At 62.8% G+C, this 26,221-nt stretch carries 21 protein-coding genes; 14 read left to right on the forward strand and 7 right to left on the reverse strand.

Annotated features, from left to right (window positions below; all coding sequences use genetic code 11):
- The first annotated feature begins 30 nt into the window (after positions 1 to 30).
- From benC to H1204_RS21580, 5 genes are all read left to right on the forward strand, one after another.
- Positions 31 to 1,053 carry a benzoate 1,2-dioxygenase electron transfer component BenC gene (gene benC, locus H1204_RS21560; protein WP_180732690.1) on the forward strand — a complete coding sequence of 341 codons (1,023 nt, stop codon included), beginning with the start codon at positions 31 to 33 and terminating at the stop codon, positions 1,051 to 1,053.
- Between the two features lie 5 nt (positions 1,054 to 1,058).
- Positions 1,059 to 1,838, forward strand: coding sequence for a 1,6-dihydroxycyclohexa-2,4-diene-1-carboxylate dehydrogenase (locus H1204_RS21565; protein WP_180732692.1), 780 nt, complete (start codon positions 1,059 to 1,061; stop codon positions 1,836 to 1,838).
- 417 nt (positions 1,839 to 2,255) lie between these two features.
- A complete protein-coding gene (locus H1204_RS21570) occupies positions 2,256 to 3,422 on the forward strand; it encodes a porin (protein ID WP_180732693.1) in 1,167 nt (388 codons plus the stop codon).
- 198 nt (positions 3,423 to 3,620) lie between these two features.
- Entirely contained in the window at positions 3,621 to 4,373 is a 753-nt protein-coding gene (locus H1204_RS21575) for an NAD(P)H-binding protein (RefSeq protein WP_180732695.1), read from the forward strand.
- Positions 4,370 to 4,888, forward strand: a complete 519-nt coding sequence (locus H1204_RS21580) for a cupin domain-containing protein (RefSeq protein ID WP_180732697.1) — start codon at positions 4,370 to 4,372, stop codon at positions 4,886 to 4,888. Before H1204_RS21575 ends, H1204_RS21580 begins: the two co-directional genes overlap by 4 nt.
- A gap of 10 nt (positions 4,889 to 4,898) precedes the next feature.
- On the opposite strand, the gene H1204_RS21585 is transcribed toward H1204_RS21580, so the two are convergent.
- Complete coding sequence (locus H1204_RS21585) at positions 4,899 to 6,479, reverse strand: PLP-dependent aminotransferase family protein (protein ID WP_243468743.1); 1,581 nt, start codon at positions 6,477 to 6,479, stop codon at positions 4,899 to 4,901.
- 168 nt (positions 6,480 to 6,647) lie between these two features.
- Between H1204_RS21585 and H1204_RS21590 the strand changes: the two genes are divergently transcribed.
- The 3 genes from H1204_RS21590 to H1204_RS21600 all read left to right on the forward strand — a co-directional run bounded on the left by H1204_RS21590 (position 6,648) and on the right by H1204_RS21600 (position 11,046).
- Entirely contained in the window at positions 6,648 to 8,546 is a 1,899-nt protein-coding gene (locus tag H1204_RS21590) for an AI-2E family transporter (protein WP_180732698.1), read from the forward strand.
- 200 nt (positions 8,547 to 8,746) lie between these two features.
- Positions 8,747 to 9,832 (forward strand): alpha/beta fold hydrolase, encoded by a 1,086-nt coding sequence (locus H1204_RS21595; protein WP_180732700.1) that lies wholly within the window; start codon positions 8,747 to 8,749, stop codon positions 9,830 to 9,832.
- Between the two features lie 245 nt (positions 9,833 to 10,077).
- The gene (locus H1204_RS21600; RefSeq protein WP_180732701.1) at positions 10,078 to 11,046 is read left to right on the forward strand and encodes a hypothetical protein; all 969 of its coding nucleotides are present in this window, start codon (positions 10,078 to 10,080) and stop codon (positions 11,044 to 11,046) included.
- Between the two features lie 302 nt (positions 11,047 to 11,348).
- Here the strand turns inward: H1204_RS21600 and H1204_RS21605 are convergent, their stop codons facing one another.
- Positions 11,349 to 11,936, reverse strand: coding sequence for a type VI secretion system amidase effector protein Tae4 (locus H1204_RS21605; RefSeq protein WP_180732703.1), 588 nt, complete (start codon positions 11,934 to 11,936; stop codon positions 11,349 to 11,351).
- 3 nt (positions 11,937 to 11,939) lie between these two features.
- On the reverse strand, positions 11,940 to 12,488 hold the full coding sequence (locus tag H1204_RS21610; RefSeq protein WP_180732705.1) for a PAAR domain-containing protein: 549 nt from the start codon (positions 12,486 to 12,488) through the stop codon (positions 11,940 to 11,942).
- 437 nt (positions 12,489 to 12,925) lie between these two features.
- Here H1204_RS21610 and H1204_RS21615 point away from each other — a divergent pair, with 437 nt between their 5' ends.
- Both H1204_RS21615 and H1204_RS21620 read left to right on the forward strand, forming a co-directional pair.
- The gene (locus H1204_RS21615) at positions 12,926 to 13,561 is read left to right on the forward strand and encodes a VC0807 family protein (RefSeq protein WP_180732706.1); all 636 of its coding nucleotides are present in this window, start codon (positions 12,926 to 12,928) and stop codon (positions 13,559 to 13,561) included.
- Positions 13,558 to 14,754 (forward strand): amidohydrolase family protein, encoded by a 1,197-nt coding sequence (locus H1204_RS21620; protein ID WP_180732708.1) that lies wholly within the window; start codon positions 13,558 to 13,560, stop codon positions 14,752 to 14,754. Before H1204_RS21615 ends, H1204_RS21620 begins: the two co-directional genes overlap by 4 nt.
- 96 nt (positions 14,755 to 14,850) lie before the next feature.
- Here the strand turns inward: H1204_RS21620 and H1204_RS21625 are convergent, their stop codons facing one another.
- From H1204_RS21625 to H1204_RS21635, 3 genes are all read right to left on the reverse strand, one after another.
- Complete coding sequence (locus tag H1204_RS21625; protein ID WP_180732709.1) at positions 14,851 to 17,004, reverse strand: phospholipase C, phosphocholine-specific; 2,154 nt, start codon at positions 17,002 to 17,004, stop codon at positions 14,851 to 14,853.
- A gap of 121 nt (positions 17,005 to 17,125) precedes the next feature.
- Complete coding sequence (locus H1204_RS21630; RefSeq protein WP_180732711.1) at positions 17,126 to 17,488, reverse strand: hypothetical protein; 363 nt, start codon at positions 17,486 to 17,488, stop codon at positions 17,126 to 17,128.
- Between the two features lie 198 nt (positions 17,489 to 17,686).
- A complete protein-coding gene (locus H1204_RS21635) occupies positions 17,687 to 19,180 on the reverse strand; it encodes an amino acid racemase (RefSeq protein WP_180732713.1) in 1,494 nt (497 codons plus the stop codon).
- A 372-nt stretch (positions 19,181 to 19,552) separates the two neighbouring features.
- Here H1204_RS21635 and H1204_RS21640 point away from each other — a divergent pair, with 372 nt between their 5' ends.
- The 3 genes from H1204_RS21640 (at position 19,553) to glgA (ending at position 22,861) form a co-directional block, all read left to right on the forward strand.
- The gene (locus tag H1204_RS21640; RefSeq protein WP_180732715.1) at positions 19,553 to 19,996 is read left to right on the forward strand and encodes a response regulator; all 444 of its coding nucleotides are present in this window, start codon (positions 19,553 to 19,555) and stop codon (positions 19,994 to 19,996) included.
- 234 nt (positions 19,997 to 20,230) lie between these two features.
- Positions 20,231 to 20,818: a YSC84-related protein gene (locus H1204_RS21645; RefSeq protein ID WP_180732717.1), complete on the forward strand. Its 588-nt coding sequence runs from the start codon at positions 20,231 to 20,233 to the stop codon at positions 20,816 to 20,818.
- Positions 20,819 to 21,238: 420 nt separating this feature from the next.
- On the forward strand, positions 21,239 to 22,861 hold the full coding sequence (gene glgA, locus H1204_RS21650; RefSeq protein ID WP_180732719.1) for a glycogen synthase GlgA: 1,623 nt from the start codon (positions 21,239 to 21,241) through the stop codon (positions 22,859 to 22,861).
- 160 nt (positions 22,862 to 23,021) lie between these two features.
- On the opposite strand, the gene glgX is transcribed toward glgA, so the two are convergent.
- The gene (gene glgX / locus H1204_RS21655; protein ID WP_180732720.1) at positions 23,022 to 25,193 is read right to left on the reverse strand and encodes a glycogen debranching protein GlgX; all 2,172 of its coding nucleotides are present in this window, start codon (positions 25,191 to 25,193) and stop codon (positions 23,022 to 23,024) included.
- A gap of 590 nt (positions 25,194 to 25,783) precedes the next feature.
- Here glgX and H1204_RS21660 point away from each other — a divergent pair.
- The gene (locus H1204_RS21660; RefSeq protein WP_180732722.1) at positions 25,784 to 26,215 is read left to right on the forward strand and encodes a response regulator; all 432 of its coding nucleotides are present in this window, start codon (positions 25,784 to 25,786) and stop codon (positions 26,213 to 26,215) included.
- Positions 26,216 to 26,221: the final 6 nt, after the last annotated feature.

Here is a 26,221-nt window from a genome sequence, read left to right on the forward strand (position 1 = left end):
ACAAAGCATCAGGCAGCACAGGAGCAGTTCATGGAACATCGCATCGCACTCCAGTTCGAAGACGGCGTCACGCGCTTCATCACGTGCCGCGACAACGAAACCTTGTCGGACGCAGCGTACCGGCAGAAGATCAACATTCCGCTCGATTGCCGCGACGGCGCGTGCGGCACGTGTCGCGGCTTCTGCGAATCGGGCACCTACGACCTGCCTGAATCGAGCTACATCGAAGACGCGCTGACGCCCGAAGACGCCGCGCAAGGCTACGTGCTCGCGTGCCAGACGCGCCCGCGCTCCGATTGCGTGATTCGCGTGCCCGCTTCGTCGGCGGCGTGCAAGACGGGCGTCGCGCGTCACGAAGGCACGCTGGCGAATGTGCAGAAGCTCTCGGATTCGACGATCGAATTTTCGATCGACGTCGATGCACCCGATCATCTGAGCTTTCTCGCGGGCCAGTATGTGAACGTCGAAGTGCCCGGCAGCGCGCTGACGCGTTCATATTCGTTCAGTTCCGCGCCGGGCGAATCGCGCGTGTCGTTCGTCGTGCGCAATGTGCCCGAAGGCAAGATGAGCACGTATCTTAGCCAGCACGCGCAGCCGGGTCAACGCGTCGCTTTCTCCGGGCCGTATGGCGCGTTCTACCTGCGCGAAGCGACGCGGCCCGTGCTGTTTCTCGCGGGCGGCACGGGCATCGCGCCGTTTCTGTCGATGCTCGACGTGCTCGCCGCGAAAGACGGCGCAAAGCAGCCGGTGCGGATGGTGTACGGCGTGACCAGCGACACCGATCTCGTCGCGCTGCAGCAGCTCGATGCGGCGCAAAGCACACTGCCCGACTTCACCTACCGCACCTGCGTGGCCGATGCCGCGAGCGATCATCCGCTCAAAGGCTATGTGACGGCGCACGTCGACCCCGCGTGGCTCAATGGCGGCGACGTCGACGTCTATCTGTGCGGCCCCGTTGCGATGGTCGATGCAGTGCGCGGCTGGCTCGGCGAAATCGGCGTCACGCCGGCGAGCTTCCACTACGAAAAATTCTCTGCCACCAACGCGGCCTGACCATCATGAATCAACGTTTCGAAGGAAAAGTGGTCGTCGTGACGGGCGCGGCGCAAGGGATCGGACGCGGCGTCGCGATTGCAGCCGCGCGGCAAGGGGCGACGGTGGTGCTATGCGACCGGTCGGATTTCGTCCATGAGGTTGCGGCCGAAGTCTCCGCACCGGGCGCGCGCTGCATCGCCGTGATCGCCGATCTGGAAACCTATGCCGGCGCAAGCAAGCTGGCCGATGCCGCGCTCGGCGCGTTTGGCCGCATCGATGTGCTGATCAACAATGTCGGCGGGACGATCTGGGCGAAGCCCTATCAGGAATACGAGGAAGCGCAGATCGAAGCCGAAGTGCGCCGCTCATTGTTTCCGACGCTATGGTGCTGCCGCGCAGTGCTGCCTTCGATGATCGAGCGTCAGCACGGCGTAATCGTCAACGTGTCGTCGATTGCGACGCGCAGCATCTATCGCGTGCCGTATGCGGCGTCCAAGGGCGGCGTGAATGCGTTGACGGCGAGCCTCGCATTCGAGCATGCCGCCGACGGCATCCGCGTCAACGCGGTCGCGACGGGCGGCACGGAAGCGCCGGTGCGGCGCGTACCGCGCAACACGGAACAGCAGACGGAACAGGAAGCGCGCTGGTATCAGGGCATCGTCGATCAGACGAAAGCGACGAGCCTGATGCAGCGCTATGGGACCATCGACGAACAGGTCGGCGCCATTCTCTTTCTCGCTTCCGACGAAGCGTCGTACATCACGGGCACCGTGCTGCCCGTGGGCGGCGGCGATCAGGGCTGACGTCTCCAACGCAAATCGACACGCGAAAAAAAACGCGGCGCGGGGCCGCGTTCAAGCGTGTTGTCCGCTGCGTGCAGACAGGATGAAACAGCGCAAGTCTAAAGCATTGCGTGAAACGATAAACCCTGCAATAGACAATTCATTATCGTTGTTCCCGCAATATTCCCGGATGCATCACGATGCCGTGAAATATTTGCGGCAATACACGTTAATTCTCGTGTGCAAAAAAAACAATCCGCTAAAGGCATGCCTAAAGAAACATGATCGCAGAAATACTGTTTGTATGAAGCCGCAATAATCCCGTCATTGCGTGTTGTGAATTTCACTCATGCTGCTTTTTGGCGTTTTTACATTTGTTGTGTGCGCCTTTAGTCTCTCGCTCATTCAATGCTTTACCACACGCAGGAGAAGAGAAGAATGAAGCGCACTGCCCTCTCGATGATCTCACTGGCCGCACTGGCCACGGCCACCAGCGCCGCTCACGCACAAACCAGCGTCACGCTGTATGGCACGATCGACACGGGGATCACTTACGTTCACAACGCATCGGGTAATAACAGCCTGTGGTCGCTTGGCAATACCAGCGCAGGCAATCTGTCAGGCACGCGTTGGGGCCTCAAAGGCAGCGAAGATCTGGGCGCAGGGCTGAAGGCGATCTTCCAGCTCGAAAGCGGCTTCGATCCGAGCACGGGCAAGATGGGCCAGGGCAGCCGCCTGTTCGGCCGTCAGGCATTCGTCGGCCTTTCGCAGGATCAATACGGTTCCATTACGCTCGGCCGTCAATACGATCCGCTGATCGACCTCGTGCAAGGCATCACCGCCGACAACTACTTCGGCAGCGCATTCGCCACGGCCGGCGACGTCGACAACTACGACAACAGCTTCCGCGTGAACAACGCGGTGAAGTACACGTCGCCTGTGTTCGCGGGACTGCAGTTCGAAGCGATGTACTCGTTAGGCGGCGTCGCGGGCAGCACGGGTTCCGAGCAGTCGTATTCGGGCGCAGTCGCGTATAACAACGGGCCGATCGGCCTCGCGGCAGGCTACTACTACGCGTCCAACAGCCCCGCGTCGGAAGGCATTCGCACGACCTGGAACAGCACCTCCGACGGCACCTTCGACGGCCCCGTCAATCTCGGCTATCAGACAGCGCACTCGATCGGCATTGCACGCGTGGCAGGCCAGTACACGGCCGGTTCATTCACGTTCGGCCTCGGCTACAGCAATGCGCAGTATCGCCGCGACGACAGCTCGGTGTTCGGCTCGAACGAACGCTATAACACGGGCCAGGGCTTCGTGAACTATCAGGCCACGCGTGCGATGCTGGTCGGCGTCGGCTACAGCTACACGCATTCGAACGGCGACACGTCGGCGACGTACCATCAGGTGTCGCTGGGCGCGGACTACAACCTTTCCAAGCGGACCGACCTCTACATGACGGCCGCGTATCAGCACGCGAGCGGCCAGACGCGCGACGCGAACACCAACACGATTACCGACGCGCAGGCATCGATCGGTTCGTATGGCTATGCGGGCACGAGCCATCAGGAGATGGTGAATCTCGGCATCCGTCACAAGTTTTAAAGCGCATCGCTGATCGTCATAGACGGCGGTTTCGATCCGGCACGCAGATGCTGCCGGTTCGAAGCCGCCATTTTGCTTTTCCGGTACCCGTTGATAATGGCTCAATCATTCTGTCGATAATGGACCTTGGTGTAAGCCATTATCAGCCTTAGTCTCCGTACGTGGGCTCCAGAGCCCGGCATACTCGGAGATCATCGGATGGAAACGAAAGTCTTTCTGGCAGGCGCGGCGGGCGCGATCGGCAGCGCGCTGGTGCCGCTGCTGGTCGACGCGGGATACAGCGTTTACGGCAGTACGCGCCGCGCCGAGCGCGCATCGCAGATCGAACGGGCGGGCGCGACGCCCGTGATCGTCGACGTGTTCGACGCGCGCGCGCTGACCGAGGCGTTGCGGCGCATCGAACCCGCCTGCGTGATCCATCAGTTGACCGACCTGCCGCCCGCGCTCGATCCCGCGAAAATGCAGCAGGCGATCGCAGGCAACGCGCGCATTCGCGACGAAGGCACGCGCAACCTGATCGCAGCGGCGCGCTCGGCGGGCACCAAGCGCTTCGTCGCGCAAAGCATCGCGTGGGCGTATCGCGAAGGCGCGCAACCCTACGACGAAACGCAGCCGCTCGATACGGAAGCCGAAGGCAATCGCCTCGTGACGGTGCGCGGCATCGTATCGCTCGAAACGCAGGTTCTGAGGGCGCCGCTGATCGGCACGGTGTTGCGTTACGGTCAACTGTACGGTCCCGGCACGGGCAGCGACCACGCGAAAGGCGCCAGCCCCGTTCATGTCGACGCGGCCGCGCACGCCGCCGTGCTCGCGTTGCAGCATGCACGAGCCGGCGCGTTCAACATCGCCGAGGACAATCCCGTCGTATCGACGGAAAAGGCGAAGCGCCAGCTTGGCTGGTCGGCGGACTGGCGGCGCAGCGCGGCGAACGTGCAGCGCGCGGCGCAATGAATCCCGCTCACCTGTTCGCGAGCGCGAACGTGCGGCACGCACGCACGTTCGCCACCGTCGCTGTTCTCGCGCTCGCCCCGCTTGCCGTGCTGCCGGCGCGCCCGGCCATTCAATGGCTCGATGCGATGTGCAGTACGCCACTGCTCAGCGACGCGTCGTCGTCATCCGATGCCACAGCCCTGCGCCCAACATCGACATCGCGCGTGCTGTCATGCGAGCCTCTCGCGAACGTGCCGGGCAAATCCGTGACGACGGTCGTGGTCGACTTTCCGCCGCGCGCCTACACGGGCGCGCACCGGCACCCCGGGTCGGTGACGGCCTACGTCATCTCCGGCACGCTGCGTTCGCGACTGGACGGCGGCCCGGCCATCGATTATCAAAGCGGCCAGACATGGTTCGAACCGCCCGGCACACTGCACGACTTCGCCGAGAATCCGAACCCCGCGCAGCCCGCGAAACTGCTCGCCGTGTTCGTCGCCGATTCGAACTGCGGCCCACTCGTGCTGCCGCCTTGATCGACGGGTATCAGGTCTTGTAGAGCATCTTCTGCAGAACCCGCGCGAGCGTCCGGGCGCCCGCGTCGATCTCGTCCACGCCGACGCCCGCAAAGCCCAGCACCAGACCTGCGGGCGCCGCGCGCTGGACCGCGTACGACGACAACGGCCGGGTTTCGATGCCGGCTTCGGCGGCGAGGCGCGCGGCCAGCGCATCGTCGGCACCCGCGGGCAAAAACGCGGGCGCATCCAGCCCGGCGACGATCGGCGGCAGCGCGAGCAGCCCCGCCCAATGGCGGCGCGCCGCTTCGCGCAGCGCTTCGGCGCGTTCGCCATACAACTCGCGCATGCGCCGCACATGACGGCCGGCATGCCCTTCCGCGATGAACGCGTGCAGCGTCGCCTGCTGATCGAGCGGCACGTGCCGGCCCGTCAGCGACCAGGCAGCGACGAACGGATCGACCAGTCGATCCGGCAGCACCGCATACGCAATGCGCAGCGCGGGAAACAGCAGCTTGCTGAACGTGCCGCAATAGATCACATGCCCTGCGCTGTCGAGACTCTTCAGCGCGGCGAGCGGCCTTCCTTCGAAGCGGTACTCGCTGTCGTAGTCGTCCTCGATCACCAGCGCGCCGCGCGCGTGCGCCCAGTCGAGCAGCGCGAGCCGCCGTTCGAGCGACAGCGCGGGACCGAGCGGCGCCTGCCGCCCGGCCGTCACGTACGCGAGCCGCGCATCGGGCGCGAGCGCGCGGCCCGCCGACACGTCGATGCCGTTCGTATCGACGGGCACAGCGGCAATGCGCGCGCCCGCCGCTTCGAGCACGAGCCGCGCGCCCTGATAGCCGGGGTCTTCCATCCACGCGGCGTCGCCGGGGTCGAGCCACAGACGCGCGGCCAGATCGATCACCTGCTGCGCGCTGCCGACGATCGCCACGTGATCCGCCGTGCAGGCGATGCCGCGCGTCACACGCACATGCTCCGCGATCACTTCGCGCAACGGACGGTAGCCCTGCGCATCGCCGTCGGCGAGCATCGAGCGGTTCGAGAGCCGCGAGCGGCGCGCCGCGACGCGCGCCCACAACGCGAACGGAAAGAACTGCAAATCGGGCTGACTCGGACGAAATGCGCGCGTCGGAAACGAGCGGCCTTCGACGGCGAACGCGCTGCGCGCCAGCAAGCGGCCGCGCGCGGACAGCGCGATGCCTTCGTTGCGGCCCGCGTCCACTTTCTTGCGTGCATGCCGCGCGGTATCGGACACGGGTGCGGATTCGAAGCGCCCGTCCGGCAATTCGCTCGCAACGAAACTGCCGCGCCCGACCGCGCCGGACAGATAGCCTTCCGCCGCGAGTTGCGCGAACACGCCCAGCACCGTGCCGCGCGACACGCCATGACGCGCGGCGAGGTCGCGCGTCGCGGGCAGGCGCGCGCCCGGGCCGAGCCGCCCTTCGAGAATGGCCGCACGCAGTTCGCCGTAGAGCCAGCGCTGTAGTGGCACACCGTCGGGCCGTGCGTTCAATGCCAGGTCGATTTCCGTTGCACGGCGCATGCCCTTACCCCGTAATTGGATCAACGCCCGGAAGAACAACCCAAAACTCGACCAGGCCAATTTCACGATTATGCCTGCGGCCCCGCTTCGCCAACTTCATACAAATGCGCGCGACGCAGTTGATACACTGCACTGAACGGGCTGATGGGCGCCCGCTCGTTCTGCGTCCGGGTCTGCGTCTTGCTTACAATAGCTGCCCTTGTATCGATCGCACGGCCAACACCGGCACACGCCATGAAAGTTCCGCTTGCCCCGCACCGCCCTTCGCCCAACCGCGTCTACCCGCCGGGAACGCCGGGGCTGCACGGCCTGACGTCGGTGATTACCTTCGTCGTGGTGGTCAGCGGGTTGTACTTCGCGCGCGAGGTGCTGATCCCCATCACGCTCGCCGTGCTGCTGAGTTTCCTGCTCGCGCCGCTCGTCGGCCTGTTGCGGCGTCTTCATTTCGGCCAGCTGCCGTCGATCTTCGTCGCGGTGCTCCTTGCCGTCGTCACGCTGCTCGCCGTCAGCACGCTGATCGGCGCACAGATCGCGCAGCTTGCGAGCTCGCTGCCGCAGTACCAGGCGGCCATCGAGCGCAAGGTCGAGACCGTGCAGGAGAAAACGGTGGGACGCGCCGATGCGCTGCTGTCGCGCGCGGCGACTGCGCTGGCGCGCGTCGCGCCCGATCGCCCCGCGGTGCCTCACGAAGCGGGCCGCTCGCAAAAGCCGACCGTCTCGGCGCCGCTGCCCGTCGAAGTGCACGAGCCCATTCCATCACCGCTGCAACTCGCTCAGCGCGTGTTCTCGCCCGTTGTCGGACCGCTCGAAACGATGTTCATCGTGCTCGTCGTGACGATCTTCATCCTGCTGCAGCGCGAAGACCTGCGCGACCGGCTGATACGCCTGTTCGGCGCGCGCGACCTGCATCGCACGACCACTGCGATCAACGACGCGGCGAGCCGCCTGTCGCGTTACTTCGTCGCGCAGCTCGGCGTGAACCTCGGCGCGGGTGCGACGATCGCGATCGGCCTCGCGATCATCGGCGTGCCGGGCGCGCTGCTGTTCGGCGTGCTGACCGCGCTGCTGCGCTTCGTGCCGTATATCGGCACGTGGATCGCGGCGCTGCTCGCCGTGATTCTCGCGGCCGCGATCCAGCCGCAATGGACCATGGCAGTGTGGACGATCGTGCTGTTCGTGACCATCGACGTCGTCGCGGGACAGGTGGTCGAGCCGCTGTTGTACGGGCATAGTTCAGGGCTGTCGCCGCTCGCTGTGGTCGTCGCGGCAATCTTCTGGAGCTGGCTGTGGGGGCCCATCGGGCTCGTGCTGTCGACGCCACTCACGCTGTGCCTCGTCACGCTGGGCCGTTACGCAGAGCGCCTGAAATTCTTGACGGTGCTGCTTGGCGATCAGCCCGCGCTCACGCCCGCGCAGAACTTCTACCAGCGCCTGCTCGCAGACGATCCACACGAGGCCATCGTGCAGGCCGACCGGTTTCTTCGAGAAATGGCGCTTACCCGCTACTACGACGACGTCGCGCGCGAAGGCTTGCGGCTCGCGCGCAACGACACGCTGCGCGGCGTGTTCGCGCCCGAACAGCTCGCGCGCATGAACGAGACCTTGCTCGATATCATCGAGAACCTCGAGCAATTCGACGGCATGCCCGAAGAGAAGTCCGATCCCAATTCACCCGATGCACCGCCTGCCGCGCTGCCGGAAGACGCCGCGCAGTTGCGCGTCGTGTGCGTCGCGGGCCGTGGCCCCTTCGACGAAGTGACGACGGCCATCGCGGTGCAGTTGCTGACGCGTCGCGGCTTTGCGCCCGTCACGGCGAACTATGCGCAGTTCCGGCGCGGCCACTCGGACACGCTCGGCATCGACGGCGCGGCCATCGTCTGCGTGGTCACGCTCGACGCCCCCGAAGCGCCGCCCTATCTGCGCAATCTGCTGCGGCGCATCCGCGATCGCGCGCCCGGCGCGCAGTTGATCGTCGGGATTGGCGGGCAATCGGAGCGCGTCGATGAAGTCGGCGCATTGAGCGACACGCAAAACGCCAACGCGTTCAGCGATCTCGTCAATCAGTGCGTGCAGGCCGCGAACGCCGTATCCGCGCCGCTCGTCGAGAAAGCGCCGCGCAGTGTCGGCGCGTGAATGTGCGTGAATGCAAGTGCTTTGGCTTTGCGCGCGAATGCACCATCCACTTCATACGTTCGACCTGTATAAGGGGCTGACACGTCGTTTGCCTACACCTTTGTGTAGCAGAGCACTCACGCGGTGATAAGCTGAATGAAAGCGCGCGTCATGCGGCCCGCAAGCTGACGTGTGCTTCTTCCATCGCCGCCGGGAGGCTCATGTCCGCGACCGCCCTGAAGTGGAGGCAGCAAATCCGGCTGTGCACCGCGCACGACGGCGCGCGCATCGCGTACGCGACCTGCGGCAGCGGGCCGCCCATCGTCAAGGCCGCGAACTGGATGAGCCATCTGGAGTTCGATCTCGCGAGCCCGGTATGGAGTCACATGATTGCCGAGATGTGCCGCGACCATACGCTGATCCGCTACGATCAACGCGGCTGCGGCCTGTCGGATCACGACGTCGCCGATATTTCGTTCGATGCCTGGAAGCAGGATCTGATCGCCGTCATCGATGCGAGCGGCGTCGACCGCTTTGCGCTGCTCGGCATTTCGCAGGGGGCATCGATCGCTATTACCTATGCCGTCGCGTTCCCGGAGCGCGTCTCGCATCTGATCCTGCATGGCGGCTACGCGCGCGGACGGCTGGTCCGCTCGCGCACCGAGCAGGCGCGCGATGAAGCCGAAACGCTCGCCAAGCTCGCCGAGATCGGCTGGGGCCAGCATAACCCCGCCTTCCGCCAGTTCTTCACGACGCAGTTCATCCCGGGCGGCACGCCCGATCAGCACCACTGGTTCAACGAACTCGAACGCATTTCGACCACGCCGCAGAACGCCGCGCGCATCATGCGTGTTTTCAACAACATCGATGTGGTCGATCTGCTGCCGCACGTGCAATGTCCGACGCTCGTGCTGCACGCGGTGCGCGACGCGCGTGTGCCGTTCGAAGAAAGCCGGCTGCTCGCGAGCCTCATTCCCAACGCGCGCTTCGTGCCGCTCGAAAGCGAGAATCATCTGACGCTCGAATCCGAGAACGCGTGGCAGCGCTGGCGCGACGAAGTGCACGCCTTCTTGCCGCCCGCGAAGCATGCCAACCCCGTGTTCTCGTCGCTCACGCGGCGCGAGCGGGAGATCGTCGAACTGATCGCGGGCGGACGCGATAACGCGCAGATCGCTGCGCGACTCGGTCTGTCGGAGAAGACCGTGCGCAATCACATCACGAGCATCTTCGCGAAGCTCGAAGTGGAAAGCCGCGCGCAGGCCATCGTGATGGCGCGCAAAGCGGGCTTCGACGCGCCCGCTGCCTGATTGTCGCCTCGACGCGCTGCATGATGGGGCGCATGTCCCGGCTTTTCCCGGCTTTGCTGCAGTGCTCACTGCGAGTACCGGGACTCGCGTCACATGTCCGATCAAACACCGATCCGCACAATGCGCATCAGCGTTTCGCTACGGCATGCAACACACCACGGCGCAGCGCTTTGAGTCGGCGCCGTCTCTGTTCGTTCTTCTTTCGGCGCCACCCCACTGCAATCCCGCCGAAATGGAGTTCTCAGATGCAAGCTGTAGAGTATCAACTGCCTTCCCATCGCTACGCCAAATGCGTCGAAGTGTCCAAGCGAATCCGCTGGGATATCGACAACGACGTGATCCGCGGACGCACACTCGATATCGATCAGAAGTTTCTGCCGGACGGGCTGTCCCAGGTGTATCGCCTGCCGTTTCTGAGTGACGCTGAGCGCCGCTTCTATTCGCAGGTACAGGGTCGCACGTATGCGAACATGTTCAAACTCGTCGAACGCTTCATCGGCGCAAAGATGCTCGAGCTAGGACGCGATCATGCGCTCGGCGACCAGATCGCACTCGAAGCCGTCGTGCGTCTGACCGACGAAGAACTGAAGCATCAGGAACTGTTCCGCCGCATCGAATTGCTCGCGGGCGCGGACATGCCCGCAGGGTACCGCTTCCTGCCCGATGCCGACGATATCGCTACGTTCGTGCTGGGCAAATCGACGTGGGGAATTGTCGCGCTGACGTGTTTCATCGAAATCTTCTCGCAGGTGCATTACCGTCAGAGCATCGAAGCGGACGACACGCTGTCGCCGCTGTTCAAGGACGTGTTCATGTACCACTGGAAGGAGGAATCGCAGCACGCGATCATCGACGAACTCGAATGGATGCGCGAGGACGCGAAGCTCGACAAGCCCGCGCGCGATGCCGCCGTCGACGATCTGATCGCGCTGGTGGCGGGCGTCGATGGCGTGGTGCAGATGCAGGCGCAGGAAGATGCCGCGTACTTCTGCCAGCATATGGACCGTACGCTGTCGCATGCCGAGATTGCCGAGGTGCAGGCGGCGATGCTCGACGCGTATCGCTGGCAGTACATTGTTTCGGGTGTCGAAGAGCCGCGCTTTCGCTCGCTGCTCACGAGCGTGATCGACGAGGAGCAGGGTCAGCGCATTTTCGCGGCGCTGGCGCCGATCATGAAACCGACGCTTGATCGGCAGACGTTGCCGCTTGTCTAAAGCGAGCGAAAAGAGGATGAGCAAACGCGATACGTTTTTCGCGTTTGCTCATTCGAAGAATTGGCCCGCGCAGTACGCGGGCCATGCGCAACGCTATCGACGCGAGGCCCTGACACCACCAGCAATCGAAGCCAAAAGAACTATTGCGAACCATAACGCAAAAAAACGGTTCGCCGCATCCGGATTAGTATCGAACAAACTACCGGAACCTCGAACCATTCCAAAAAGATAAAGCCCGCCCCAAGCGACAACTGTCGCGCCGACGGCGCCGAGCACGGCTCCGAGAAAAATTCGTAGCAACTTCATTTGATTGGGAAAAACAGGATCGTCTTTGATCTACGGAAATCTGACCACACTCCGGGGATGACGATATTCCAACTCACGCGAGCACCTGTTCCGAATCCAGTCAGTTTTTCACCGTTCCACAAATCAATATGGCCACCACTTGCGTCGCTATCTGATTCGCCGTCGCGCGTCCAGTAACGATCAAACATGATGATGCCCGTTCGCCCCTTGACTCGGGACAGCCAATCCGCTCCCGTGACGTCTTCGGCTTTTCCAAGTCCGGCGAACGGTTGCAACCTGAGCCATTCCCCCAGTTCGTTGGCACGCGTCGCAGTCGCCTTGCCGTCCAGTATGACTCGTCCGATGGAAGCTTGTCCCGACAGCGGCTTAACAAGCTTCGCGGAGAACGACTTCATCTCGATCCCGACGCGATGAAGCGTAACGCTCAGTCGAATCGCGCACTGGTCCTTGTAACCCGGGTCGTTGTAAGGGTTGCCAGTCGGATAGTTCTCCCATAGTTCCCGAAACGAAACAACCCTCAACTGCACCACGTGGATAGACCCCGGTGTCGAGTTCGTTCTAACTACTGTTTTTGGATTCGGCACGTCTCAAGCTCCTTCCCGTCTTACGAGAGCCTCTTCGCCCCAATGGACCGTGTAGTAGTCGGCCTCGTCTGTGTTTACGCGCGATAGCAGACCACTTGCTCCCATACGTCCTGAAAAGGTCTGTCCATCCGCCGTCTCGACAGAATATGGATAGCCATCGAGAACAATATCAGGTGCGACTGCTCGAACCTGTTCGTCAAATGTATCGATCGAGAGCAAGGCGGGTGCGCAGACAACTGTCTCGCCTGCGTTGCCAGCGACCGCGCGACCTTGAGTGGTTTCGAGAAATATTCCCGGATTGCTGCCGACGATTACCCGGTTTCTTTTGCATGGACATAACACGAGGTCGCCATCAATCACGACATCTCGGCCTTTCTCCGACATGCCCCTGCCGGTGCCGAATATCTTGTAGATTCCCTCGCAGTTGCCGCAGGTCGCTTCGTCACCGCTCAAGGCAACCTTTTTGCCATCGTCGTGAATTGTGGATGAAAACGCGAGCACCACGCCGCGTGTCGTCGTGGTGTCGCCGTGCCGCGCCGCCGCCTTATGCATGCGTCTCCCCTGCTTGTGCGTTAAGGCTGCGGACCAATGTGCAGGCTGGTTGAGTGCGCCCGCCCATCGTACCAATACATGTTTCGTTGTTCTGTTGTCCCAGCATACCCGGTCTCCCATGCGAATCGAGTTCTCGACTGAAATGGTGCTTTTGACGAGAGTAACCGCTGTCCCTCATATCAATTGTCAAAAATCGTCGAACTGCGGCAGACGCTAAACTGCTGTCTGGATATGGCCGTCATCCCGCAAAACGAAAAACCGATTCTTGCCGGTTGGCTTTTCGTGCCATCTTTCCATTTGTCGATTTTTGCGGCCGAGATGCGGCGACGGTCGCCTTGCCGGTTTCTTGATTCTTTGATACTTAAGCATGTAACCTCCGAACGACCGGAATGCATGCTCCAAACGCAGAACCACAGCACCGCTAGCGCAGAGGGCGTATGAAGGTTCCGTACCGATACCTGTCCGCGATGGTCATCAATGTCGCGCTGCCGTGGCTCGCGTACCGGCTTGCGTTGCCGCATTGGGGCACGACGGGCGCGCTCGCCGCATCTGCCGCGCCGTTGATCGCGTGGATCGCATGGGACCTGTACCACTCGCGGCACTTCGATGCGTTGAGCGCGCTCGTGCTGGCCGGCATCCTGCCGCTGCTCGCGTGGGCGCTGATCGACCAGGGCGAGCATCGGCGCGCGCTCGAAGACCCGATGGTGTCGGGCGTCATCGGCATCGCGTTTCTGTTGTCGCTGCTGTTGCGCAAGCCGATGGTCTACTACCTCGCGCGTTCGACGGTGTCGCGTGAATCGCTTGCAGATGTCGAACAGTTCGAGTGCCACTATCGCGAGCGTCCCAAACTCGTCGCGCGGATTCACCGGATGACGGTGGTCTGGGGCATCGGTCTGACGGCCGAGAATGCCGCGCGTTACTGGGTCGTGACGAACCTGAGCGACGCGCAACTGGCGTTGCATATTTCGACGGCGTTGCGCTGGGGCGTCTATGGCTCGCTCATGCTGTGGACGCTCTGGACGCGGCGCCATCTCAAACGCATTGACGCTGAGAGAAAAATGGAGTCAGCATGAAAGAGCCCCTGTTGATTGCCGATGCACGGTTGCCCGATGGCACACGCGTCGACGTGTCGATCGTCAATGGCCACATCGATGCGATCGCCCCTGATTTACCGGTCGAAAACGATGTCACGCGCGAAAACGGCAACGGCGCCCTGTTGTTGCCTGGTTTCGTCGAAGGCCACACACATCTCGACAAAACGATGTGGGGCATGCGCTGGTATCGCAACGAAGTGGGACCGAAGCTCACCGATCGCATCGAAAACGAGCGCAGCTTTCGCGCGCGAAGCGGACACGACGCGGCCACTGCTTCGCTCGCATTGGCACGCGCCTTCTTGCAGGCGGGCACGACCCGCTTGCGCACGCACGTCGATATCGATACCGACGCTGGCCTGAAACACCTCGAAGGCGTGCTGAAGACGCGCGACGCATTGCGCGACGTGCTCGACATGCAGACGGTTGCGTTTCCGCAATCGGGCATGCTCAAACGCAAGGGCACCGTCACGTTGCTCGACGAGGCGCTGCGCGCGGGCGCCGACGTGCTCGGCGCGCTGGACCCGGCCTTGATCGACGGCGATCCCGTCGCGTCGATGAATGCGACGTTCGATCTGGCTACACGCCACCAGAAGCCAATCGATATCCATCTGCACGAGCCCGCCGAGATCGGCGCATTCACCCTGAAGCTGCTGCTCGATCGCGTCGAGGCGCTCGGCATGCAGGGCCGCGTGGTAATCAGCCACGCATTCTGTCTCGGCGCACTCGCGCCGCGCGAGCGCGATCCGCTGCTCGAACGGCTCGCGTCGCTGAACGTCGCGCTGCTCACGACAGCGCCCGCTTCCGTGCCCGTGCCGCCGCTTGCCGCATGCATCGAGAAAGGCGTCACGCTGTTCGGCGGCAACGACGGCATCCGCGATACATGGAATCCGTTCGGCTCGCCGGACATGCTGGAGCGCGCGATGCTGATCGGCATGCGCTACGACTTGCGTCGCGACGATGCGCTCGCCATCGCGTTCGATTGCGTGAGCCACACGGCTGCACGCGGATGCGGGTTCGCCGACTATGGTCTGCACGTCGGCGCGCGCGCGGACCTCGTGCTCGTCGACGCGGAAACCGTTGCGCATGCCGTTGCGGCGCGTCCTGTGCGCAAGCTGGTCGTTGCACATGGGCGGATCATTGCACGCGACGGCGTGCTGGTCGAAGGCGTGTAAGCCGCCCCTCTCAAGCAGCGAATAAAAAAAGCCCCGGCATGTGAACCATGCCGGGGCCAAGCTTTGCGCTGTGTTACACGTCCTGGATCAGGCCACTTACGACGCCGTCATGACGGGCGCGACGGCCGCCGGATCGCTGATGCTCGTCTTACCCGTTTCGACGTGACCGGCAAGGCGGCGCTGGAACGACGCGTCGTCGTTGTCGCTCACCGTCAGGTCGTACCAGTGGTGGCTCGCCGACAGCACCCAGGCCTCTTCGATCGACCCGTTCGGCGGCACGATCACAGGGCGCGGATGCGCGCCATACGCGTTATCGACTACCGACAGCCGTGCGACGCTGTCGCCGTGATTCGTGAACTTCAGGTACACGTTGCCATTGCCGACGTCGTAATGCGCCTTCACTTCCGGCAATGCGGGCTTGCGGTTATGGCCGGACAGGCCCTGCGCATTCGCCTGGTTCGACTGCGGCTGCGCGTTGCCCGCAAAGTGGCGCACGAAACCATTCGGGCCGTACACGGTGAACGCATACACGCCGTTCGTCGACGCGAGGTTGAACACGTCCTTCAGCGTCTTGCCCGCTTCCACCGTATAACGCCACGGACCATCCGTGCGGTTGGTCGAGTACACATAGAAGTGCGCGCCCTGATCGCCGGTGTTGCCAATTTCGATCGTCAGCGAGTTCGCCTTCTCGTCGACCTTGCCGTTCACATGCAATTCATACGGCAACGCACGCGCGAAACGGATGCCCCCTTCCTGCGGATCGATCGCGCCCGGCACGGCAGGCACCGTCGGCGCGGGCTGCGTCGCGCACTGGTTGTCGGCCATACTCTTGTAGTTGCTCGTGTCCGGCAGCGGCGGCACTTTCGCGTCCGGCGTGCGGAAATCGAATGCCGTCGTGAGGTCGCCGCACACCGCGCGGCGCCATGCCGTGATGTTCGGCTCATGCACGCCGAAGCGCGTTTCGATGAAACGGATCACCGACGTGTGATCGAACACCTGCGAGCACACGAAACCGCCCTTCGTCCACGGCGACACGATCGTCATCGGCACGCGCGGTCCGAGACCGTACGGCAGGTTGTCGGCCGTATAGCTGCCGCCGCGGCCCGGGTTGACCACGTTGTGAATCTCGCCGTCCGTCGTCACCGTCGAAAGCCCCTGCGCGCGCGACGTCGCCGGTTGCGGCGGCACGATGTGATCGAAGAAGCCGTCGTTCTCGTCGTACATGATGAAGAGCACCGTCTTGCTCCACACGTCGGGGTTCGACGTCAGCGCATCGAGAATCTGCGACGTGTATTCCGCGCCATAAGCAGGCGTGTACTTCGGGTGCTCCGAATACGCGGCGGGCGGGCACAGCCACGACACCTGCGGCAAGCGGTTCGCCTGCACGTCGGCCTTCAGGTCGTCGATCGTGCGCACCGTCTGCGCCCGCTGAAACAGCGACGAGCCCGGCTGCGCGTTGATGAAGTTCTCGAAGTTCTGCAGGATGTTCGTGCCGTAGTTGCCGTTCAGCGGGTCCGAGCCATCCGTGCCCTGCTGATAGATCTGCCACGAGATGCCGGCCGCTTCCAGACGCTCCGGATACGTCGTCCACGACAGCAACTGATACTTCGGCGGCACATCGCCGTCCACGAAGTCGTTGTTGTCCAGCAGCGGGCCGCCCTGCGTGCCCGTCGGATCGACCATGCCCGTCATCAGATACGAACGGTTCGGGTGCGTCGGCCCCGGCAGCGAACAGAAGTACGCATCGCAAGTCGTGAACGCATCGGCCAGTGCGTAGTGGTACGGAATGTCCGAGCGCAGGTGATAACCCATCGTCATGTCAGTCTTGTTCGCCGGCCACTGGTCATAACGGCCGCCGTCGATCGCGCCATGCGTCTTGTACCACGAGTGATCCAGATCGCCGACGCATTGCGCGCTCGTGGTCTGCGTGTTCAGGTGGAACGGCAGCACGGGTTGGGTCGGATCGGCTTTCGACGGCTGATACCAGACGGGCTTGCCATTGGGCAGCGGGATCGGAAAGCGGTCGTTATAGCCGCGCACGCCGCGCATATGACCGAAGTAATGATCGAACGAACGGTTTTCCTGCATGAACACGACGATGTGCTCGACGTCACGGATCGAGCCCGTGCGCGAATTGGCGGGGACGGCGAGCGCATTGCGGATCGATTCCGGCAGCATCGTCACGGCGGCGGCTGCGCCCGCGGACGTTGCGGCAGTCTTTAGAAAACGGCGACGGCTATTGGATGTCATGATGTTATTGCCTTCTTCTCGGGGGGAAAGGAATTAACAAGGGAATAACCGCGCGTATCCACGCGCGTTTTTATCTCTTTGTGTCTTTGCTTCTTTATTTCTTTATTGCCTGAACGTCGATTCAATGGCTCGCTTCGCCTGGCGCGTAGCGAAGCACGGGCGTGACCTGCTGGTTGTCGGCGGCAAGGCTGGCCTGCGCGCCGAGAATGGCGGCGCTGTCCTGCGCGTCGCTTCGCGTGTTGTCGGTTGCGTTGATGCGGCTCGCGGCCGGCGTATTGAAAGCGTTGGCCGAATTGCCCGTCGTGGAAGACGGCAGCGGCAATCCAGACTGCGCCGCGGAAGGCCCAGCGGTATTGGCTTGCGGCGCGCTGGGCGTGGAGTTGCTGACCGTGGCGCCGTCGTCCGCCCCGCATGCGGCGAGGACGAACGATGCGAGCGCAACGATTGCGCCGACGCGCAGAGAAGAGAGAGGAAGTCCGTTCATTCGAGCGTCCAGGTTTCGGCGAAATCGACCGATGACGACTTGCCCGGGAGGGCTGGCCGTCGCTGGAAACGCAGTCTGAAGTCGAATGAAGAACTTATTGTGAAACGTTTGACAAGGAAAAGAAATACCTTGAAATATCCGTTATCGGAAAGCCATTAGAAAGCGAAAAGAAACACGAAAGTCATCATGAAATTGTCTTTAAAGCAATTCGGCATTAAATGCCACATTGCTTTCCTTCCGCTTCGCGTAAGCGGCATATTCGACCGGCAACGCTTCGTGTCTAGCGCTCTTCGGCGTGACGAGCGGCGTGCCTCGCGCGAACTCGACGCAACACCTTGCGAGCACATCCGTCGGATCGACGAGATGCGCGCTGCGGCCTTTGCGCGTCACCGTCGCCGCTTGCGGGAAAAGAAGCGGCAGCTCGGTGCAGGCAAGCAGAATGACTTCGACCTGCTGCAACAACAGACTTTCGACGGCCGCGATGATGTCATCGGCGCATTCGCCGTTCGTGAAGCCCGCCTTCACGCCCCGCGCGCCGTAGATCGCATTCATCACGCGCGCCTGCATGGCGAGCGGCGGCAGCACCTGCGTCATGCCGCGCGCTTCGAGCGCCGTGCGATAGACACCGCTTGCAATCGTGCCGTCCGTGGCGAGCAGGCCGATGCGATCGACGGCGGGGAACGTCGCGCGCAGATAGTCGGCCGTCACGTTCATCATGTTGACGATGGGCACGCGCAAGCGCGCTTCGATCGGCCCGATGAACGCATGCGCGGTATTGCACGGAATCGCGATCAGATCGGCGCCGCCGTCTTCGAGCTTTTTGCATGTCGCGTAGAGCGCGAGCGTCGGGTCCGCGCCATCGCCCGTCAGATGATCGGTGCGGTCGGGAATCTGCGGGTTCTGTTCGACGAGGACCTTGATGTGATCCTGATCGCGCGCGGCGGGTGTATTGCGCACGACCTTGTGCATGAAGTCGACAGTCGCGGCGGGCCCTACGCCGCCGACCACGCCAAGCTTGATCTGGCGCGCCGGCTTGCGATGATCGGCGAACAGCAGATGTTGCGCATACACCGAATAGCTGTCGACGATGGGCACGGCGAGCGCGCCGAGCCGCCGCAACGACAATGCGCTATCGGTGCTGCCTGGCAGCAGCACGTCGACGCCCTGCCCGATCAGTGTTTCGCATGCTTCACGCAGCCCTTCCATACCCTTGAAGCCGACGCTCACGACTTCGACACGCGCGTTCTCGCCGTATCGCTCGAACAGGCGGCGCTCGCATAGCACCGGCGATGTCATCACGCCGACGCGGCGTGCAAGCGGATAACGCTGGCGAATATGCGCAAACAGCGCAGCGACCATATCAACGATTGCGAGTGTCGTGTTCTGCTGTAATTCGTCGATAAACAAATGGCTGTCGAAGCATGGCAGCGCAACCGCGGGTAAGCCGCGCTGCTCGAAATGGCGTATCGCATCGAATACGCGCAACTTGTGTTGCGCTGAACCAGCCACATAAGAAATCGATGCACGGCGCTCTATATCCGATACGCGTTCGACAGCAATATCCAATGGCTGAAACGTACGCGCAGCGGCATTGGCGTCATGCATTTTGCGCAACACATCCACACTCGCGAGACGCGCCGCGCCGCCGACAATCCCGAGCGCACGCCGCCCCATCCCAGACGATGTATTCATAGTCCCTCGCTTGCTGTCTTATTTGAAGCGCGCATTCCGGCGACGCCAATTCGAGGTCACCGGCGCCTTACATCGAATCCCGTTATCGTGGCGCCGATCAGAATATAAATCCGAATGCGTATTTATGTCGCATGAATAAATCGGAAAGTTTTCCTATAAACAACAGCCTTGGCTAATTCAGCCTTTTAACGGCTGCCAATTGCGTCTGGTTAACCCCTACATGCGTCAAAATTGTTAATTCACGGCGATCGATTCCATTCGGAACGGCAACCCTATGCTCGCTTATCCCACTCGCTTCGGGTCCGACCTTTGCTGACTTTGCAGCCTTGGGAGGCAGATAGACGCCAGGGCGCCAATGGGAGACCAGCGAGAATGGCAACGAAGAATCCACACGACAGTGATGACGAATTGCAATGGCGCGCAATCGGCGCGCACATGACCGACAACCGGCGTGTGCTGGTCGTCGACGATTACGCCGATGCCGCCGACGCGTTGCAGTTGCTGCTATTCGCAAACGGCTTCGAATGCCGCGCGATGCATCGCGCCGAGGACGTCTGCGAACTCGCTTCCCAATGGCAGCCATTTGCGGTCGTGCTCGACATTGCCATGCCGGGCGTCGACGGGCTCGAACTTGCGTGCCGCCTGCGCGCTTCCGAATCGACTTCGCATATGTTGCTGATCGCGTGTACGGGCTACGCGTCGCAACTCGATCGCGAGCGGGCGCGCGAAGCCGGCTTCGATGCGCATTGCGCGAAGCCGCTCACGCCGCAGCGTCTGCTCGAACTCTTGAAGCGCGCTACCTCGGACGACGCATAGCGCGCGTGTAATTCATACAGGCAGGCCTGCGCCGCGCCGCCGCGTCCATACCGTAAAGGACTAGTCACCCGCCTTCACGCATCATGCGCGACAACGGCGAGAGGGGCAGGCACGCGAACTGCTGTCGCATTGTCAGCCCTCGCCGCATAAGGTTTAGCGCGCCCGGGCGGCTGCGGCGAAGCACCAAGGGAGGCGCTAGCCGGGGATCTCGCGTTGACAGACAGGAGAACAACGATGCATAGAAGAAATTTCATACTCAGCACCAGCGCCGCACTCGCTGCGGGCGGTCTTGCCCTCTCGGGCTGCACGATGACGGGTTCGAATTCCACGACGAGCACCAGCAATTCGGACAAGCGCCGCGCGATCGATTCGAGTGTCGATGAAACGCTCTCGCGGCTCTACACGACGGCGCACGGCTCACGCGAGCTGGTCGCGAAAGCGCGTGGCGTGCTGGTGTTCCCATCCGTCGTGCAGGCAGGCTTCTGGATCGGCGGACAATATGGCCAAGGGTCGCTGCGCGTCGGCGGGCAAACGGTGGGTTACTACAGCACGGCAGCAGGCTCGTTCGGCCTGCAGATCGGCGCCCAGTCCAAGGGCGTGATCTTCCTGTTCATGACACAGGATGCACTCGACAACTTCCGCAACAGCCAGGGCTGGTCGGTTGGCGGCGATGCGACGGTCGCGCTCGTGAAGGTCGGCGCGAACGGCAACATCGATACGACGACGGCGACGAAGCCCGTGCAGGCATTCGTGCTGACCAACGCCGGTCTGATGGCGGGCGTGTCGCTCGAAGGCGCGAAGATTTCGCGGCTCGATATCTGAGCGCGATAAAGCGCCGATGGACGCGGGGCGCGCAATGCGCCCCGTATTGGCTCCGTTAAGTCGCGAACGCTCGTGCGGGAGCAGCACGAATGTGTAAAGCCCTCTCGTTTTCCAGACGCGTTTTACATTCGCACGGCAGCGCCCGTCCATCGCGCACGTTCACCAAGTTGACGCATTTCATCCTCTACAGTGCTTCATGCACCGCAGTCCCGCGTCGCTCAAAGATCTGAAGAAAACGCCGAGGCGCGCCGCAGAAGCTTCACGGTATGCGTGTGCATATGGCACACCGTTTGCTGTTCATCAAAGCCGTCGTCCCTCGTCTCTCTCGCCGACCCGATCCGCCGCACGGATCGCGCCAGCCATCTGCGGCGGCAATTCAAGCGTCTCACTCAATCTACTCTTTCACCAGGAGTCACAACCTTGACGCTGAACGTCCTTCTCGTCGCCTCGGAGGCGATGCCGTTGGCGAAGTCCGGCGGTCTGGGCGACATGGTGAGTGCGTACGCCGCCGCGTTGCGCGAGGCGGGCGTCGCGTCGACCATTCTGTTGCCTGCGTACCCCGCGGCACTTGAACGCGCGGTGGGCGTGACGCCCATCTGCCGCATCAGCGGCCTGCCGGGCGGCGAGGCGCGACTGTTGCGCGCGCACATGCCCGATACGGGCGTGCCCGTCCTGCTTCTGCAGATGGACCATCTGTTCAGGCGCGACAATCTCTATCAGGACGAGCAGGGCCGCGACTATCTCGACAACGCGATCCGCTTCGCGTCGCTTGCGGCTGCCGCGACGCGCATCGCGCGCGGCGTGCGCGGCGTGCAGATGCCCGACATCGTGCATGCGCACGACTGGCACACGGGCCTCACGCCGCTTCTGATGAAGCTCGCAGGCGTCGCCGCGAAAAGCGTGTTCACCGTGCACAACCTCGCGTTTCAGGGCAACTATCCGCTCGCGCTGGGCAGCTGGATGGGTGTGCCGCCCGAACTGCTCGTGCCTGCGTTGACGGACCCGCGCAGCATCGAGTTCTATGGCGCGCTCAGCATGATGAAAGCGGGCATCGTGCACGCCGATCAGGTCGTCACCGTCAGCGAGAACTACGCGCGCGAAATTCTCACGCCGCATTTCGGGCATCTGATGGAAGGCGTGCTGCAGGCGTGCTCGCACAAGCTGTCGGGTATCACGAACGGCATCGATAGCGCGACATGGAATCCTGCTATCGACCCGCTGATCGCGCGCGCCTACTCCGCCGACGACGTGCGCGGCAAGCAGGCCTGCAAGCGCGATCTGCAACAGACCTTCGGCCTGACGGTCGATCCATTCGCGCCGCTGGTTGCGATCGGCAGCCGTCTGACGTCGCAAAAGCTTGCGGACGTCGTAATCGAAGCGCTGCCTTTGCTGCTCGCGCGCGATCCGCGGCTACAGGTGGCGATTCTCGGCAAGGGAGACGCGTATCTCGAAGCCGCGGTGCGCGACCTCGCCGCCGCGTGGCCGCAGCGCGTCGGCGCATACATCGGTTATGACGAACGGCGCGCGCACCTGCTGCACGCGGGCGCCGACGTGTTGCTGCACGGCAGCCGCTTCGAGCCATGCGGCCTCACGCAGCTCTACGCGCTGCGCTACGGCACGATTCCCGTCGCGTCGCGAGTCGGCGGGCTGCGCGACACGATCGTCGACTACACGCCCGAGCGTTCGCCCGAACTCGGCTTGCCCGAAGACGGCGCAACGGGCTTTCTGTTCGACGGCGAAACACCCGAGGATGTCGCGGCCGCCTTGCAGCGCGCGCTCGACGCGTTCATGCGGCCTTCGTCATGGCATGCGCTCCAGCGCAATGCGATGCGGTGCGATTTCAGCTGGCGCAAGCCGGTGCAGGCCTATCTGAAACTCTATGGCATGCTGACGGATGCACGCCCGGCGCAACCGCGTGTCGATGTCGAACGCATCGCAGCGTCGACGACGCAACGTCGCGCGAATACGAGCGGCGCAGCGAACGGACAGGGTGCGTGGAGCAATGGCGCGGCGTCACAGGAGACGGTGGCGCGAAGCGCGTGAGTGTGACGCAACACCCCGCATGCGGGCTTTGAAAACAGCGAATAGCGAACAGCAATAGAAACGGACCTCTTCTCGCGAAGAGGTCCGTTTTTCTTTTTAGCACTACCACTGCCTCTCAGGTCCGCCACTACGCTTGCATACTCGCGCCTTCAAGAAAAACTCACTCCGTCAAACGCTCTTCGAGCCGCTGGAAGATCCGCTTCGTCTCGCCCTTCGCATGCAACGAGAACAGCAACAGCGAGCGGCCCGTCACCTGATACACGTCGCCCGATTCGAAATCGGGCAATTCGTCGCGCTCCGGCGCGTTCGTGTCGATCATGCAACTCCACTGATCGCTGCCCGGTATCTCCGGCAACATGAAGTCGACGACGTCGTGATACGCGTTGATGACGAGCAACAGCGTCGCGTCGGAGGCCGGACGCCGGATACCGCTCGCCTGCGCGCGCCCGTCGATCACGAGACCGAAGCAGCGCATCGCCGAGTCGTCCCATTGCTCGTCCGTCAGCACGACGCCGACGGGGCTCAGCCATTTCACGTCCATCACGCCGATGTCTTCGCGCATCTCGCCCGTGAGAAAGCGATTACGCCTCAGCACGGGCAACGCGTGGCGCAGCGTCGTCAGCTTGCGCACGAACTCGGTAAGCGAGCGGCCGTTGTCGTCGATACCCGCCCAGTCGATCCAGCTGACCTCGTTGTCCTGGCAATACGCGTTGTTATTGCCCTTCTGCGTGCGGCCGAATTCATCGCCGGCAAGCACCATCGGCGTGCCCTGCGAAAACAGTAGCGTCGCCAGCAGGTTGCGTTTCTGGCGCTCGCGCAATGCGATGATTTCGGCGTCGTCGGATGGTCCTTCCTCACCGCAGTTCCACGAGCGGTTGTCGCTATGGCCGTCGTTGTTGTCTTCGCCGTTCGCCTCGTTATGGCGCTCGTTGTACGAGACGAGATCGTTCAGCGTGAAGCCGTCGTGCGCGGTGATGAAGTTCACGCTCGCCCAGGGGCGCCGGCCGCGCCGGTTGAAGAAATCGCCTGAAGCGGTGAGGCGCTTCGCGAGATCGGCGGCCGAGGCTTCGTCGCCCTTCCAGAACGAGCGCACCGTGTCGCGAAAGCGATCGTTCCATTCGGCCCAGCCAGGCGGGAAGCCGCCCACCTGATAGCCGCCCGGCCCGCAGTCCCACGGCTCCGCAATCAGCTTCACGCTGGAGATGATCGGGTCCTGCCGGCAACTGTCCAGAAAGCCGCCGCCTTCGTCGAAGCCATACGGCTCGCGTCCGAGGATGGTCGCAAGATCGAAGCGAAAGCCGTCTACGTTCATCTCCGTCACCCAGTAACGCAGACTGTCCGTGACCATCTGCAGCACGCGCGGATGCGAGAGATTGAGCGTGTTACCCGTGCCCGTGTCGTTGATGTAATAGCGGCACTCTTCCGGCATCAGCCGGTAGTACGACGCGTTGTCGATGCCGCGAAACGACAGCGTCGGTCCACGCTCGTTGCCTTCGGCCGTGTGGTTGTACACGACGTCGAGTATCAGTTCGAGACCGGCATCGTGCAGCCGGTCGATCATCTCCTTGAACTCTTCGATCACGCCGGGACCGCGCGCGAAGTAACGCGGATCGGCCGCGAAAAAGCCAATCGTGTTGTACCCCCAGTAGTTCGTCAGCCCCTTGTCGAGCAGGTATGAATCGTTGACGAACGAATGAATGGGCAGCAGTTCGAGCGTCGTCACGCCGACGCGTTTGATATGGTCGATCACGGCTTTCTGCGCGAGGCCGTCGAAGGTGCCGCGCATCTTTTCCGGCACGCCGGGATGCAGCTTCGTATAGCCGCGCACATGCGTCTCGTAGACGATCGTGCGGTCCCACGGCACGCGCACGCGCGTCGGATGTGTCCAGTTGAACGTCTGGTCGACCACCTGGCACTTCGGCATGAACGACGCACTGTCGCGCTCGTCGAACGTGAGATCGTCTCCCGTTTCGAGCGTATAGCCGAACAGCGACGGGTCCCAGCGCAACGACCCAACGTGCGCCTTCGCATACGGATCGAGCAGCAGCTTGTTCGGATTAAAGCGATGACCGGCCTCGGGCTCGTACGGACCATGCACCCGATAGCCATACACCGTGCCCGGCTTCAGGCCGGCCATGTGCACATGCCACACTTCGTCGGTGTATTCGGGCAGTTCGATGCGCTCGAGTTCCTTCTTTCCTTCGTCGTCGAACAGGCACAACTCGACCTTCGTCGCATGCGCGGAAAAGAGCGCGAAGTTGACCCCTCTGCCATCCCAGGTCGCGCCGAGCGGAAACGGCAAGCCCTCGGAAATGCGGGAATCGGTTGGCATAGTTGTGTTCCTCAGGCGAATTGGATGGGCATGGCGCGTGTTGTCCCGCGGACGCGCCAACGTAAACTTGTAGCAACCGGTGTGCCTGACAGGTCAATGAATTCCATTAAGCACGAGCAAGCGCTTGAACGCCAGTAACGTGGCGTCAGCGTGTCGTCGCGATGATCCCGGCGGGTATGTCGCAGCTCAGTATCGAATCGAACAGGTTGCGTCGCAAATCGCGTTGCGTTTTCGAGCCGAACGGGTTGACGGGTCTCGGGCGGTCTTTCCTCCATGTCGGACCAGGAATAGTCGCGCCGCAGCGCGTCAGAACTTACAACGACGCCGATACATTTTGCTAAACGTTCTTACTTGCAAACCCGCCGCGTCGCGCGCGCCATTCATGCACGCACGGTGCGCGCCGACTGGCTGGAAGTCCCGCTGCGCATGGCAGCGGGCTATGTGCGGCCGCGCGGAAAACCCTCCGTGCAGAGGCGTCGAACGTATCGCCATCCGGATTGGCACGGGTCATGCGTGCGTGCAAACCAATTGACGATCACGTGTCGCTTGCACCCGAGCCCGGCTGTGAGATCAGAAGTTTGCCTGTAAATATGGATTCGAACGCATTATCGGACAGCCGCCTGCCTACCATCCTGCTCATCGACGACGAGCCGGACCTGCTGATCGCGTGGGCGCTTCTGCTCGAGCTGGAGGGTTTCCACGTACTCACCGCCTTCGAGCCGCGCAAGGGCGTCGAGCTTGCACAGCGCGTGCACCCCGCGCTTGTCATCACGGATCTGATGATGCCCGACATGGATGGCGCCGAGGTATGCCGCACGCTCAAGAACGATCCCGGTCTCGACGGCATGCCCGTGATCCTGTGGAGCGCATCGACCGACATTCCCACCGACCTGGATTGCGAATGCACGCTGCACAAGCCCGTCACGCGCGAAACCTTGCTGGATCAGGTCGATCTGCTGCTAGGCCGTCTGCACGACGGTGCCAGGCCCGTACGCGGCGGGGGCGATGCGTCGTTGAACTAATGCCAC

This window comes from Paraburkholderia sp. PGU19 (genome assembly GCF_013426915.1).
In the GTDB taxonomy this organism is placed as follows: domain Bacteria; phylum Pseudomonadota; class Gammaproteobacteria; order Burkholderiales; family Burkholderiaceae; genus Paraburkholderia.

Excerpts from the sequence above, each read along its gene's own strand:
- benC (WP_180732690.1), top strand. The coding sequence starts at position 31 with ATGGAACATCGCATCGCACTCCAGTTCGAAGACGGCGTCACGCGCTTC.
- H1204_RS21625 (WP_180732709.1), bottom strand. The coding sequence starts at position 17,004 with ATGACATCCAATAGCCGTCGCCGTTTTCTAAAGACTGCCGCAACGTCC.
- H1204_RS21570 (WP_180732693.1), top strand. The coding sequence starts at position 2,256 with ATGAAGCGCACTGCCCTCTCGATGATCTCACTGGCCGCACTGGCCACG.
- glgX (WP_180732720.1), bottom strand. The coding sequence starts at position 25,193 with ATGCCAACCGATTCCCGCATTTCCGAGGGCTTGCCGTTTCCGCTCGGC.
- H1204_RS21610 (WP_180732705.1), bottom strand. The coding sequence starts at position 12,488 with ATGCATAAGGCGGCGGCGCGGCACGGCGACACCACGACGACACGCGGC.
- H1204_RS21600 (WP_180732701.1), top strand. The coding sequence starts at position 10,078 with ATGCAAGCTGTAGAGTATCAACTGCCTTCCCATCGCTACGCCAAATGC.
- H1204_RS21620 (WP_180732708.1), top strand. The coding sequence starts at position 13,558 with ATGAAAGAGCCCCTGTTGATTGCCGATGCACGGTTGCCCGATGGCACA.
- H1204_RS21635 (WP_180732713.1), bottom strand. The coding sequence starts at position 19,180 with ATGAATACATCGTCTGGGATGGGGCGGCGTGCGCTCGGGATTGTCGGC.
- H1204_RS21590 (WP_180732698.1), top strand. The coding sequence starts at position 6,648 with ATGAAAGTTCCGCTTGCCCCGCACCGCCCTTCGCCCAACCGCGTCTAC.
- H1204_RS21575 (WP_180732695.1), top strand. The coding sequence starts at position 3,621 with ATGGAAACGAAAGTCTTTCTGGCAGGCGCGGCGGGCGCGATCGGCAGC.
- H1204_RS21645 (WP_180732717.1), top strand. The coding sequence starts at position 20,231 with ATGCATAGAAGAAATTTCATACTCAGCACCAGCGCCGCACTCGCTGCG.
- H1204_RS21660 (WP_180732722.1), top strand. The coding sequence starts at position 25,784 with ATGGATTCGAACGCATTATCGGACAGCCGCCTGCCTACCATCCTGCTC.
- H1204_RS21565 (WP_180732692.1), top strand. The coding sequence starts at position 1,059 with ATGAATCAACGTTTCGAAGGAAAAGTGGTCGTCGTGACGGGCGCGGCG.
- H1204_RS21615 (WP_180732706.1), top strand. The coding sequence starts at position 12,926 with ATGAAGGTTCCGTACCGATACCTGTCCGCGATGGTCATCAATGTCGCG.
- H1204_RS21630 (WP_180732711.1), bottom strand. The coding sequence starts at position 17,488 with ATGAACGGACTTCCTCTCTCTTCTCTGCGCGTCGGCGCAATCGTTGCG.
- H1204_RS21595 (WP_180732700.1), top strand. The coding sequence starts at position 8,747 with ATGTCCGCGACCGCCCTGAAGTGGAGGCAGCAAATCCGGCTGTGCACC.
- H1204_RS21640 (WP_180732715.1), top strand. The coding sequence starts at position 19,553 with ATGGCAACGAAGAATCCACACGACAGTGATGACGAATTGCAATGGCGC.
- H1204_RS21580 (WP_180732697.1), top strand. The coding sequence starts at position 4,370 with ATGAATCCCGCTCACCTGTTCGCGAGCGCGAACGTGCGGCACGCACGC.